Raw genomic sequence first — 12,945 nt, forward strand, 5'->3', positions numbered from 1 at the left:
GTACACTCACGCACATGGCAAGGGAGGGGGCCCCATGGAGCCGATACTGGAATTGGAAAGCGCGCGGCTGGTGCTGCGCCAGTGGCGCGACAAAGACCTCAAGGCGTTTGCGAGTATGTGCGACGACCCTCAGGTGATGCGCTATTTTCCGGCCCGGTTGAGCCATCTGGAGAGCGCCGCGTTGATCGGGCGCATCCGTGGGCATTTCGCCGAATACGGCTTCGGTTTCTGGGCCTTGCAGCGCAAGGACACTGGCGAGTTTATTGGCCTCACCGGGTTGCAGAACGTCAGCTTTGAAACCGGCTTCACCCCGGCGGTGGAGATTGGCTGGCGTCTGGCGCGCGAGCACTGGGGGCTGGGCTACGCCAGTGAAGCGGCCTGGACTGCGCTGCGGTGTGGCTTCGATCGATTGCAGTTGGATGAAATCGTCGCCTTCACCACCGAGGCCAATCTGCCTTCACAAAAAGTCATGCAGGCCATCGGTATGCATTACGATCCGCAAGCCGATTTCGAGCACCCCAAAGTCGCGGCCGACGACCCGCTGCGTCATCATGTTTTGTACCGCATCACCCGCGCCCAATGGTTGGACACGCTGCACGGATAAGCAGCCCGGAATGCCCTATCGTTTTTAGGAGTTGCTCAATGAGCCAAGTATTGGAAGATCTGGTGGACCTGCTGACTCTGGAGCCGATTGAGGAAAACCTCTTTCGCGGCCGCAGCCAGGACCTGGGTTTTCGCCAGTTGTTCGGTGGCCAGGTGCTCGGCCAGTCGTTGTCGGCGGCCAGCCAGACCGTCGAAGAAGCGCGGCATGTGCACTCCCTGCACGGTTACTTCCTGCGCCCCGGCGATGCGGGGTTGCCGGTGGTGTACTCGGTGGACCGCGTGCGCGACGGCGGCAGCTTCAGTACGCGCCGGGTTACGGCAATCCAGAAGGGGCAGCCGATTTTTACATGCAGCGCCTCGTTCCAGTACGACGAAGCAGGCTTCGAGCACCAGAGCACCATGCCCGTAGTGGTGGGCCCGGAAAACCTGCCATCGGAGCTGGAGCTGACACGCCAGCGTGCGCACCTGATCCCCGAGCCCATGCGCGACAAACTGCTGTGCGCCAAGCCGATCGAAGTGCGCCCCGTCACTGAAAAAGATCCCTACAACCCGCAGCCGTCCGACCCGGTCAAGTACGTGTGGTTTCGTGCCGACGGCGCCCTGGCCGATGCGCCGGCGCTGCATAAGTACCTGCTGGCCTACGCATCGGACTTCGGCCTGTTGACCACCTCGTTGCTGCCCCACGGCAAGACCGTGTGGCAGAAAGACATGCAGGTCGCCAGCCTCGATCATGCGCTGTGGTTCCACGCCGATCTGCGCGCCGACGATTGGCTGCTCTACGCCATGGATAGCCCGTGGGCCGGCAACTCCCGAGGCTTCTCCCGTGGCAGCGTGTTCAACCGCGCCGGGCAGTTGGTGGCGTCGGTAACCCAGGAAGGGCTGATCCGCCATCGCAAGGATTGGGCATGAGCCTGACGGACGTTAAGCACTGGGTCTTCGATATGGACGGCACCCTCACGGTGGCTGTGCATGATTTCGCCGCCATCCGCGTGGCCCTGGAGATTCCACCCGAGGACGACATCCTCACCCACCTGGCGGCATTGCCGGCCGAGGTGGCGGCGACCAAACATGCCTGGTTACTGGAGCATGAGCGTGAACTGGCGCTGGGCTCGGTGGCAGCGGACGGTGCGGTGGAACTGGTGCGCGAGTTGGCTGTGCGCGGTTATCGCCTGGGCATCCTGACCCGCAACGCACGGGAACTGGCCCACGTTACGTTGCAGGCCATCGGCCTGGCCGACTGCTTCGCCGCCGACGATGTGCTGGGCCGCGAAGACGCACCGCCCAAACCGGAACCGGGGGGCCTGCTGAAGCTGGCAGCGGCATGGCAGGTAGCGCCGGAAGAGATGGTGATGGTTGGGGATTACCGCTTCGACCTCGATTGCGGCCGTGCGGCGGGAACGCGGACCGTGCTGGTAAACCTGCCGGAGAACCCGTGGCCCGAGTTGACGGACTGGCATGCCGCAGACTGCGCGGCACTGCACCGGATGATCCAGCCCAGGCAATGACTATCAAAGGTGGGAGGGGCGATGTGCCGATTCGACCTGCCCCGATGACGGTAAGTCAACAACAGCTGGGTTAACTGACCCACTGCTAACGGGGCATGGCTCCCTACCCACCTTCAGTGAACCATCACCTCAGTAGATGAGGCTCTTGTGGTGAGCGGGCTTGCCCCGCGCTGGGCTGCGAAGCGGCCCCAAACTCAGGCACCTCGGAGTGTCAGTTGAAACCGCATCGCCTGGAATGGGGCTGCTTCGCAGCCCAGCGCGGGGCAAGCCCGCTCACCACAACAAGGCCAGGTCACCACAACGGTGAGTCAGCAACAGCTGGGCTGACTGACCCACTGCTAACGGGCATGGCTCCCTACCCACCTTCAGTGAACCGTCACCTCAGTAGATGAGGCTCTTGTGGTGAGCGGGCTTGCCCCGCCGCGCTGGGCTGCGAAGCGGCTCCAAACTCAGGCACCTCGGAGTGTCAGTTGAAACCACGTCGCCTGGAATGGGGCTGCTTCGCAACCCAGCGCGGGGCAAGCCCGCTCACCACAACAAGGCCAGGTCACCACAACGGTGAGTCAGCAATGGCTGGGCTGACTGACCCACTGCTAACGGGCATGGCTCCCTACCCACCTTCAGTGAACCGTCACCTCAGTAGATGAGGCTCTTGTGGTGAGCGGGCTTGCCCCGCGCTGGGCTGCGAAGCGGCCCCAAAGTCAGGCACCTCGGAGTGTCAGTTGAAACCACATCGTCTGGAATGGGGCTGCTTCGCAACCCAGCGCGGGGCAAGCCCGCTCACCACAGCAAGCCCGCTCACCACAACAAGGCCAGGTCACCACAACGGTGAGTCAGCAACAGCTGGGCTGACTGACCCACTGCTAACGGGCATGGCTCCCTATCCACCTTCAGTGAACCGTCACCTCAGTAGATGAGGCTCTTGTGGTGAGCGGGCTTGCCCCGCCGCGCTGGGCTGCGAAGCGGCTCCAAACTCAGGCACCTCGGAGTGTCAGTTGAAACCACATCGCCTGGAATGGGGCTGCTTCGCAACCCAGCGCGGGGCAAGCCCGCTCACCACAACAAGGCCAGGTCACCACAACGGTGAGTCAGCAACAGCTGGGCTGACTGACCCACTGCTAACGGGCATGGCTCCCTACCCACCTTCAGTGAACCGTCACCTCAGTAGATGAGGCTCTTGTGGTGAGCGGGCTTGCCCCGCCGCGCTGGGCTGCGAAGCGGCTCCAAACTCAGGCACCTCGGAGTGTCAGTTGAAACCACGTCGCCTGGAATGGGGCTGCTTCGCAACCCAGCGCGGGGCAAGCCCGCTCACCACAACAAGGCCAGGTCACCACAACGGTGAGTCAGCAATGGCTGGGCTGACTGACCCACTGCTAACGGGCATGGCTCCCTACCCACCTTCAGTGAACCATCACCTCAGTAGATGAGGCTCTTGTGGTGAGCGGGCTTGCCCCGCGCTGGGCTGCGAAGCGGCCCCAAACTCAGGCACCTCGGAGTGTCAGTTGAAACCGCATCGCCTGGAATGGGGCTGCTTCGCAACCCAGCGCGGGGCAAGCCCGCTCACCACAACAAGCCCGGTCACCACAGCAAGTCCAGCTCACCACAACAAGGCCAGGTCACCACAACAAGCCCAGCTCATTACAAACAGCCGAGTTCACCACAGAGTTATTTCAGCCTTTGAGGGTTGTGTGGGTACCTATGGCTATCGGGTGCTAGTTCCTTCCCACAGGTTGGGCCGGTTTGTTCAGTTAAAGCTGGGGAAACAGTACTTTCTGGCCTTCGGGTGATCTGAGCATGCCATCGCCGTTATGCCCCACCCCTGGCACTTCCACCAGTTCTTGGCGCAGCTGCGGATGGCGTTGCTGGAGGTAGTCAAAATAGTTGTGCCCGCGAATCAGCCGATAGGCGCCCTGGGCCTCGGCCTCGCAGCCTTTATCCAGCGCGGGGTGGTTGGGGTTGGTGTCTTGTTGGCCGAGCAGATACGTGATGGTGCGTGACACATAGGTTTGCTCAAGTTGCGCGGCGTTTTGGCCGTTGGCGTAGGTCGGCAGTTTTTGCAGGCCGTATTTCCAGTCGTCGAAACCGGGGCAGGTCGCCGCGTCGAACGGCACGGGCCGTTGCGGGCTGAAGTAGGCGTAGGACGATGGATTGGCCACCACATAACGCAGGCGGATGCCTTCGTGATGCAAGGCCGGATGGTCATGACCGAGAAGGGCAAAGCGCTGCACCACTTGGCCGCCGCCGGAATGACCGGCGACCACGATTTCCTTGAGTGCCGGAAACAACCGGCGATCCCCCAGATGCTCGATCAGTTGGTCCAGCGCGCCGTAGGAACTGACGCGATCTGCGCCCGTGGACGGTTCGCCGGCCATCCACTCATTGCCTTTCCAGCGCAGCACCCTGTTGTCCAAGTGATTGCGCTGCGCATCGGCCTCGTTGAGAAACTGCGGGGCGATTACCAGCGTCGTATCGGCCTGGCCCGCCTGTTCGGCGGCGGCTTCGGCACTGTGCAGGTAGGTCTGCGCATTGCGCAGGCGACCGTGCACGACGATCAGCACGCGGGTGACATGGGGCAGCGGCTGGCCCCAGTCCTGGCTTACACCCAGGCTTAAGGCGCCGGCCTCCAGCTGGAAACGCTCAGGGCTGACTACCTTGACCCCATGCTCGACGGCCCCGGCGGTAGAGCAGGCCAGCCACATACCCAGCAGCAATCCTGATCGTTTATGCATTTACAGGCTCTTAGCGTTAAAGGTGTCGCACTGGCTGATCTGGCCTTGGGCGAAGCCGGCCTTGAACCAGCGCACCCGCTGCGCGGAGGTGCCATGGGTGAACGAATCCGGCACCACGCGACCCTGGCCTTGCTGCTGCAAACGGTCATCGCCGATGGCGTTGGCTGCGTTCAGGGCTTCTTCGATGTCCCCCGGTTCCAGCCAGTTCAGGCGTTTTTGTGCGCGGTTGGCCCACACGCCGGCAAAGCAGTCGGCTTGCAGTTCCTGACGCACCAACAGCCCTCCGTCGCCCTGCATTTGCAGGCCTTGCTGGCGCGCGGCCTGGATCTTCGCCGAGATGCCGAGCAAGGTCTGCACGTGGTGCCCGACTTCATGGGCGATCACGTAAGCCTGAGCGAAGTCGCCAGCGGCCTGGAAGCGTTGGGACATTTCTCGGAAGAAGTCCAGGTCCAGGTACACCTGCTGGTCAGCCGGGCAATAAAACGGACCGCTCGCCGAAGTGGCGCCACCGCAGGCGGAATTGACCCGGCCACGGAACAGAATCAGCTTGGGGTTCTGGTAGGTTTTGCCGTTCTCCTTGAACACCTGGCCCCAGGTGTCCTCGGTGTCGCCCAGCACTGCGCGGACGAAATCGGCCTGCTCATCGTTGGCCGGTGGCGCCTGGCGCGTCTGGGTGCTGACCGACGGCGCCTGCTCCATCTGACCGGTCAACTGGCCGAGGATCTGCATCGGGTCCTGGCCGGTCAACCAGCCGATACCGACAATCAGCACAATGGCCGTGAGGCTCAGGCCCTTACCGCCACCGAAGCGCATCCCGCCGCCACCGCCACTGTCATTGCGGGCATCCACCACGTTGTCGCTGCGTCGGCCTTTTTTCCATAGCATGGGGCAATCCTCTTGATGAACGGTCCTACAAAATATTGAGATGAGTATGGCCGTTAATCGCGGCAATACCCTTCGCCGGTCACCACAACCAGGCAGTCTTTCTTGTCCGCCAGCCATTTGAGGCCGGTCGCCGCGCCATCACCGGCGCGCAGCAGTTGCGGGCCGTCCGGACGGTTGAAGGCGATCCCGTCTTCGGCCGCCTCACCCTTGAAGGTGCCGCTGTCATCGGCGTCGAGGCCGTATTGCATGGTGAGGATGTAATGACCGCGGCCGATGCTGTCGTCCTTGGCGATGGTCAGGTGCAGGCCTTCGACGCCGACCCATTTGCCCACCCACTGATCGGTTGGTGGGGTTGGCGGAACCAGGGTCGCTTGCACCGACGCGGGCGCGGGTTTCGGCGCTTGCTTGGCCTCCTGGTTACAGGCGGCGAGCAAGGCGAGGGTGGAGAGAACAAAGAGAGTTTTTTTCATAGCGGCAAAGCCTTGATTAAAAAATGTGCAACGGGAAGGCGACGTGCAGGCTTGGACTCGATTCCCATGATTTAGTGCGCTGTTCGCCCGGTGTTTGGTTATGCTCTCGGGGCAGGCTGCGGCCCGCCTGCTAGATTACCGGGTTGAGCGCGGCCTCGTTCAGTGCTCAGCGTTAAGCCCGCCACGCAAGAGAATTCCATGACTGTCAGTACCCCGCTGTCCGGCGTCAACCATCCTTTCAAAGGCATCCTGCTGATTGTGGTGGCGACTTTTCTGTTTTCCAGCCACGACGCGCTGTCCAAATACCTCGCCGGGTTCTACCCGATTGTTATGGTGGTGTGGGCACGCTATGTGGTGCACACGGTGCTGATGGCCGGGATCTTCCTGCCGCAATCGGGGTTGCGCGTGCTGCGCAGCAAACGGCCGGGGATGCAGGTGGTACGCGCGTTGTGTCTGTTGGGTACCAGCCTGTTCTTTACCACTGCGCTGCATTACATCCCGCTGGCCGAAGCCACTGCGGTGAACTTCCTCGCACCGATTCTGGTGACGGCGCTCTCGGTGCCGCTGCTGGGTGAGCATGTGACACGCGGCCAATGGCTGGCGGTGATCTGCGGGTTTATCGGCGTGGTGGTGATCATCCACCCCGGTGGCGAACTGTTCACGCCGGCGGTGCTGCTGCCGTTGTGTTCGGCGATGTTCTTCTGCTTTTACCAGTTGCTGACGCGCATCCTCAGCCAATACGACACCCCCACCACCAGCAACTTTTTCGCCGGGCTGTGCAATACCTTGGTGATGAGTGCGCTGGTGCCGTTCTTCTGGCAGGTGCCGACCCTGTGGCACGGCGTGATGATGCTGGCCTTGGGCACCTGTGGCATGACTGCGCACTTGATGCTGACCCAGGCGTTCCGCTTTGCGGCGCCGGCCTTGCTGGCGCCGTTCGGCTATTGCCAGATCGTCTTCGCGGGTTTACTGGGCTGGCTGGTGTTTGCCCATACCCCCGATATGACCACGGTGGTCGGCATCGGGGTGATCTGCATGAGCGGGTTGGCCGCTGCCTGGCAGCAGCGGCGGCGGTGAGTCAAACGTCGACTTTGGGAATCTTGCGCGGCGCCATGAAGTACATCCAGGTCAGCGCGATGAAGTACATCGCCGGGATCAGGGTGAACAACACGGTGTAGTTGTTGTTAGTCACGGTCAGGATATGGCCGACGATCTGGGTCATAAACATGCCGCCGATGGCCGCGCACATGCCGCCAAAGCCGAACACCGTGCTCATCATGTGCTTGGGCGTGTAGTCCATCACCAGGCTCCAGATATTCGCGGTCCAGGCCTGGTGCGCACCGATGGCCAGGGAGATGGCAAACACCGCCACCCACAGCTGGCTGGAGCCGGCCGCCATGATCACGCCGACGATGCAGCAGGCAAACAGCAGCATCGACAGCAACCGTGCCTTGATCGAGTTCATCCCCCGGCCGATCAAGAACGAGGAGAGAATCCCCCCACCCACACTGCCGAAGTCGGCTGTCAGATAAATGATGATCAGCGGGATGCCCATCTGCGTCACGTTGATGCCCAGGTTGTATTGCTGGTTCAAAAACGGTGGCAGCCAGTACAGGTAGAACCAGAACACCGGCGCGGTCAGCGAATAGGCCAGGGCAAAGGCCCAGGTGCCACGCATGCGCAGGATACGGCTGAAGGGCACGCGCGGTTGTTCCGGTTCGGGTTCTTGTTGCACGTAGTCCAATTCGGATTGTTTAACCGTTGGATGATCTTCTGGGTTGTAGTACTTCAGGCCCCAGCACACCAGCCAGATGCCGCCCAGTGCCGACATGCACAGGAACGCCGCCTGCCAGCCCCATACGTGCAAGATCAGCGGCAGCAACATCGGCGTCATCATCGCGCCGACGTTGGTGCCGGCGTTGAAGATGCCGGTCGCCACTGCCCGCTCGCCAGCGGGGAACCACAGACGGGTGGTCTTGACGCAGGCCGGGTAGTTGGCGGCTTCGGTCAGGCCGAGGATAAAGCGGCAGACCATAAAGCCTACGGCGGAGGTGGCCAGGCCGTGGGCGCCGGTGGCCAGGCTCCACAGCAATACTGCGAAGAAGAACACGCGCTTGACGCCAACTCGGTCGATCAAGCGACCCTGCAGCACAAACCCGATGGCGTAGCCGACTTGGAACCAGAAGTTGATGTTGGCGTAGTCCATCGCCGTCCAGCTCATTTCCTTGGCTAGGATCGGCTGCATCACGCCCAGGGCGGCGCGGTCGATGTAGTTCAGCGTGGTGGCGAAGAACACCAGGGCCAGCATGCCCCAGCGGGTTTTACCCACGGCCAGGGCGCCGCGGATCTTGCTGCCGATGCCGGCATGCGGCATGCCTGGGCGCTCGGCCAGGACGGAGTTTTGCAGAGGCATGAGGTCGTACCCGTTTTTTGAAATTTTTATGGTGTGATCTGGGTCTTTTGTGAACGTTTGTTACCTGATCGATGGTGCGCAGCGGTTAAAAAATCGTCAATTCGCCAGAAGGGCATAGTGTTCGATAATCGCCCGAAAAACTAACCGGTTCGTACATTTTAATTGCTGCCGTTAGGCTGGGGGCGAATAATTTGCCATAAACAACCATTGCCGGGAGTTTTCCATGCAACGTTCCATCGCCACCGTTTCCTTGAGCGGCACCCTGCCGGAAAAGCTCGAAGCCATTGCCGCCGCCGGGTTCGATGGGGTGGAAATCTTCGAGAACGACCTGTTGTATTACGACGGCAGCCCGCGGGAAGTGCGGCAGATGTGCGCCGACCTGGGCATCGCTATCACCTTGTTCCAGCCGTTTCGCGACTTTGAAGGCTGCCGCCGCGACCGCCTGGCGCGCAATCTGGAGCGGGCCGAGCGCAAGTTCGATCTGATGCAGGAGCTGGGCACCGACCTGGTGCTGGTGTGCAGCAATGCCTCGGCCGATTGCGTGGGCGACGAATCCATTCTGCGGGATGACTTGAGCCTGCTGGCCGAACACGCCGGCAGACGAGGCTTGCGCATCGGCTATGAAGCCCTGGCCTGGGGCAAGCATGTGAACACCTGGCAGCAGGTATGGAACCTGGTGCGTCAGGTGGATCATCCGAGCCTGGGCGTGTTGCTCGACAGTTTCCACACGTTGTCACTCAAGGGCGACCCGAGCGCCATCGCGCAGATCCCTGGCGACAAGATCTTCTTCGTGCAAATGGCCGATGCGCCGATCCTGGCCATGGATGTGTTGGAGTGGAGCCGCCATTTCCGTTGCTTCCCGGGGCAGGGCGAGTTCGACCTGGCCGGGTTTCTGGCGCCGATTATCAAAAGTGGGTACACCGGGCCGCTGTCCCTGGAAATCTTCAACGATGGTTTCCGTGCCGCGCCGACCCGCGCCAATGCCGCCGACGGGCTGCGCTCGTTGTTGTACCTGGAGGAGAAAACCCGTCAGCGCCTGGCCGAGGAACAGCCGGCCGCACCGCTGGATATCCTGTTCGAAACGCCGCCCGCCAGCGAGTACGACGGCATCGAGTTCCTCGAATTTGCCGTGGATGAAAGCCTCGGCGCCAAGCTCTCCCACTGGTTGGAGCGTCTGGGCTTCGTCAAGGCTGGGCAGCATCGCTCCAAGGCCGTCAGCCTGCTGCGCCAGGGCGATATCAACCTGATCCTCAATTGCGAGCCGTATTCCTTCGCCCACAATTTTTTCGAAGCCCATGGGCCGTCGCTGTGCGCCACGGCGCTGCGGGTCAAGGACAGCGCCAAGGCACTGGAGCGCGCGGTGGCTTATAAAGGCCAGCCGTATCGCGGCCTGGTAGGGCCGAACGAGCTGGAGCTGGCGGCGGTGCGTGCGCCGGACGGCAGCCTGATTTACCTGGTGGACCCCAGCGAAGGCGGGCTTTACGACACCGACTTCAACCTGCAACCGACCACGGTCTCCTGCGGCGGCCTGCTGCGCATCGACCATATGGCCATGGCGCTGCCTGCCGACAGCCTCGACAGTTGGGTGCTGTTCTACAAGAGCCTGCTGGATTTTGAAGCCGACGATGAAGTGGTGCTACCCGACCCCTACGGCCTGGTGAAAAGCCGCGCATTGCGTAGCCGCTGCAGTTCGATTCGCTTGCCGCTGAATATCTCCGAAAACCGCAACACTGCCATCTCCCACGCGCTATCGAGCTATCGGGGCTCGGGGGTGCATCACATTGCCTTCGACTGTGCGGATATTTTCGCCGAGGTGCGCAGAGCCAAAGAGGCCGGCGTGCCATTGCTGGATATCCCGCTCAATTATTACGACGACCTGGCGGCGCGCTTTGATTTCGATGACGAGTTCCTCAGCGAGCTGGCGTACTACAACGTGTTGTACGACCGCGACGCTCAGGGCGGTGAGTTGTTTCACGTCTACACCGAGCCCTTCGAAGGACGGTTTTTCTTCGAGATCATCCAGCGCAAAAACGGCTATGCGGGTTACGGCGCGGCCAATGTGGCGGTACGCCTGGCGGCGATGGCCAAGTCGCGCAGTGGCGCGGTGCGCCAGGCGCGGCTGTGAACCCTGGCCGGGTGCTTCCTTCGGGGAGCGCCCCGGCCCATAATCGCGGCCTGCCTAACAACAATGGCCGTGAGCACCATGACGTCGAGTCCCGAACTCCCCGCAGTGTCAGACGCACCGCGCAAGAGTCGTAAGAACAATCCAGAAAAGACCCGCGAAAACATACTGCAAGAAGCCATTGTCGAGTTTGTTCAGCAGGGCTTGGCCGGCGCGCGCGTAGACGCCATCGCCGAACGCATCCACACCTCCAAGCGCATGATCTATTACTACTTCGGCAGCAAGGAGCAGCTGTACGTCGAGGTACTGGAAAAGCTCTACGGCGATATCCGCAATACCGAAACCCGCATGAACCTCACGGCGCTGGAGCCCCGTGAAGCGATCCGTCGGCTGGTGGAATTCACCTTTGATCACCACGATCAGAACGTGGATTTTGTGCGCATCGTCAGCATCGAAAATATCCACAACGCTGAATATGTGAAGCGTTCGGACTCGATCAAGGCCATGAACAGCAACATCCTCGAAGCCCTGGGCGCCACCTTGCGCCGAGGCGCCGAAATGGGCCTGTTCCGCGAAGGCCTGGAGCCGTTGGATGTGCACCTGCTGATCAACTCGTTCAGTTTTTACCGGGTGTCCAACCGCCATACGTTCAGTGAGATCTTTCAGATCGAACTGTCGGATGAGGCGGTTAAACAGCGCCACCGCGATATGCTCTGCGACTCGGTGATGCGCTACCTGCAAGCCTGAGGCCTCAGGTTGGAATGCATACCAAGTGAGAGGGGGCAAGCCCCCTCCCACATGGTGATCTGGTCTTGTCAGTCAGGTATTCATGCTTTTGAAGTGCGTCAGCATGCGTTGCGCATCCGGCACTTTACCGCTGAACAATTCAAATGCTTTCACCGCCTGGAACACTGCCATATTGCCGCCGTCCAGCGTGCGGCAACCCAGGGCGCGAGCATCCCGTAGCAGTTGGGTTTCCAGCGGGAAGTAGACGATTTCCGCTACCCACAGATGAGCGCGCAACAGCGCCGCCGGCACCGGTGTACCGGGAAGCTTGGCCATGCCCATCGGCGTGGTGTTGACCAGGCCATCGGCTTCGGCCATGGCGTTCTCCAGGCCGCCGCCGACTTGAGCGCGGCCGCTGCCGAAACGCTGTGCGAGGTTATCCACAAGGTCGCGGGCGCGGATGGCGTCCACATCGAAAACACTCAACTGCTCCACCCCTTCAGCCAGCAGTGCATGCGCCACTGCCGCGCCTGCACCGCCGGCACCCATCTGCACCACACGCTGGCGCGGCACGTCATTGAGGTTGCGCCGGAAACCTTCGGCAAACCCCAGGCAATCGGTGTTGTGGCCAATGCGTTTGCCGTCCTTGAACACCACGGTATTCACCGCGCCGATGCCTCGGGCTTCGTCGGACAATTCATCCAGCAGCGGCAGAATCGCCTGCTTGCACGGGTAGGTAATGTTCAGCCCGGTAAAGTGCATCAGCTCGGCGGCGCGTAGGAGGTCGGGCAGGGCCTTGATATCCAGGCCCAAGGGATCAAGGTCGATCAGTTGGTACAGGTAGCGTAGGCCCTGGGCATCGCCTTCCTGTTCGTGCAAAGCGGGTGTGCGGGAGGCCTGGATGCCAGCGCCAATCAGGCCGGCAAGAATGCGCGGTTTCATCAGGCACGTCCTTTGAGCAGATGGCTGAAATGTTCCAGGGCCAGGTGGTAGCCGTGGCTGCCAAAACCGGCCAATACCGCTTTGGCGATGGGCGACACAAATGAATGATGCCGAAACGCCTCACGGGTATGCACATTGGATAAATGCACTTCGATCACCGGCACCTCGCTGGCTACCAGCGCATCGCGGATTGCCACCGACGTGTGGGTCCAGGCGGCAGGGTTGATCACGATACCGGCGCAGCGCGCGCGGGCGCCGTGGATCCAGTCGAGCAGCTCGCCTTCGTGGTTGGTTTGGCGGAATTCGATTTTAAGCCCCAGTTGCTCGGCGCTGCGGCCGCAGAGGGCCGCCACGTCGGCTAGGGTTTCATGCCCGTAGGTGGCGGGTTCGCGGGTGCCGAGCAGGTTGAGATTGGGGCCATTGAGCACCAGCACGATGGGCGGCATGAGGGGGTATCTCCACAGTTCTTGTCGGTTGTGGAGATAAAATGTACCGGATGGTTAATTTGGTCAATTGCCAGCGCGGCATGTGTTCGATTATCTAACCGTTA

At 61.6% G+C, this 12,945-nt stretch carries 12 protein-coding genes; 6 read left to right on the forward strand and 6 right to left on the reverse strand.

The window, feature by feature from the left end; all coding sequences use genetic code 11:
• Positions 1-34: 34 nt before the first annotated feature.
• The 3 genes from K1567_RS20145 to K1567_RS20155 are packed head-to-tail and all read left to right on the forward strand — an operon-like array spanning position 35 to position 2,108.
• A complete protein-coding gene (locus K1567_RS20145; RefSeq protein WP_034100869.1) occupies positions 35-604 on the forward strand; it encodes a GNAT family N-acetyltransferase in 570 nt (189 codons plus the stop codon).
• A 38-nt stretch (positions 605-642) separates the two neighbouring features.
• Positions 643-1,512, forward strand: coding sequence for an acyl-CoA thioesterase II (gene tesB, locus K1567_RS20150; protein WP_034100868.1), 870 nt, complete (start codon positions 643-645; stop codon positions 1,510-1,512).
• On the forward strand, positions 1,509-2,108 hold the full coding sequence (locus K1567_RS20155; protein WP_047882023.1) for an HAD family hydrolase: 600 nt from the start codon (positions 1,509-1,511) through the stop codon (positions 2,106-2,108). Before tesB ends, K1567_RS20155 begins: the two co-directional genes overlap by 4 nt.
• 1,748 nt (positions 2,109-3,856) lie before the next feature.
• On the opposite strand, the gene K1567_RS20160 is transcribed toward K1567_RS20155, so the two are convergent.
• From K1567_RS20160 to K1567_RS20170, 3 genes are read right to left on the reverse strand one after another with little or no spacing between them, the layout of a single operon-like run.
• A complete protein-coding gene (locus K1567_RS20160) occupies positions 3,857-4,837 on the reverse strand; it encodes an alpha/beta hydrolase (protein ID WP_220698801.1) in 981 nt (326 codons plus the stop codon).
• Positions 4,838-5,722, reverse strand: coding sequence for a neutral zinc metallopeptidase (locus K1567_RS20165; protein ID WP_034100865.1), 885 nt, complete (start codon positions 5,720-5,722; stop codon positions 4,838-4,840).
• 53 nt (positions 5,723-5,775) lie between these two features.
• Positions 5,776-6,192 (reverse strand): membrane lipoprotein lipid attachment site-containing protein, encoded by a 417-nt coding sequence (locus tag K1567_RS20170; protein ID WP_034100864.1) that lies wholly within the window; start codon positions 6,190-6,192, stop codon positions 5,776-5,778.
• Positions 6,193-6,390: 198 nt separating this feature from the next.
• On the opposite strand from K1567_RS20170, the gene K1567_RS20175 reads away from it, so the two are divergent.
• Positions 6,391-7,269, forward strand: coding sequence for a DMT family transporter (locus tag K1567_RS20175; RefSeq protein ID WP_034100863.1), 879 nt, complete (start codon positions 6,391-6,393; stop codon positions 7,267-7,269).
• Between the two features lies 1 nt (position 7,270).
• On the opposite strand, the gene K1567_RS20180 is transcribed toward K1567_RS20175, so the two are convergent.
• Positions 7,271-8,605: an MFS transporter gene (locus K1567_RS20180; RefSeq protein ID WP_034100862.1), complete on the reverse strand. Its 1,335-nt coding sequence runs from the start codon at positions 8,603-8,605 to the stop codon at positions 7,271-7,273.
• Between the two features lie 223 nt (positions 8,606-8,828).
• Between K1567_RS20180 and quiC the strand changes: the two genes are divergently transcribed.
• Both quiC and K1567_RS20190 read left to right on the forward strand, forming a co-directional pair.
• On the forward strand, positions 8,829-10,730 hold the full coding sequence (quiC, locus tag K1567_RS20185) for a 3-dehydroshikimate dehydratase QuiC (protein ID WP_220698802.1): 1,902 nt from the start codon (positions 8,829-8,831) through the stop codon (positions 10,728-10,730).
• A 78-nt stretch (positions 10,731-10,808) separates the two neighbouring features.
• The gene (locus K1567_RS20190; protein ID WP_034100949.1) at positions 10,809-11,474 is read left to right on the forward strand and encodes a TetR/AcrR family transcriptional regulator; all 666 of its coding nucleotides are present in this window, start codon (positions 10,809-10,811) and stop codon (positions 11,472-11,474) included.
• A 72-nt stretch (positions 11,475-11,546) separates the two neighbouring features.
• On the opposite strand, the gene K1567_RS20195 is transcribed toward K1567_RS20190, so the two are convergent.
• Positions 11,547-12,395 (reverse strand): shikimate dehydrogenase, encoded by an 849-nt coding sequence (locus K1567_RS20195; protein WP_034100860.1) that lies wholly within the window; start codon positions 12,393-12,395, stop codon positions 11,547-11,549.
• A complete protein-coding gene (gene aroQ, locus K1567_RS20200; RefSeq protein ID WP_034100859.1) occupies positions 12,395-12,841 on the reverse strand; it encodes a type II 3-dehydroquinate dehydratase in 447 nt (148 codons plus the stop codon). Before aroQ ends, K1567_RS20195 begins: the two co-directional genes overlap by 1 nt.
• Positions 12,842-12,945: the final 104 nt, after the last annotated feature.

This window comes from Pseudomonas sp. S5F11 (assembly GCF_019641515.1).
GTDB lineage: Bacteria > Pseudomonadota > Gammaproteobacteria > Pseudomonadales > Pseudomonadaceae > Aquipseudomonas > Aquipseudomonas rhodesiae.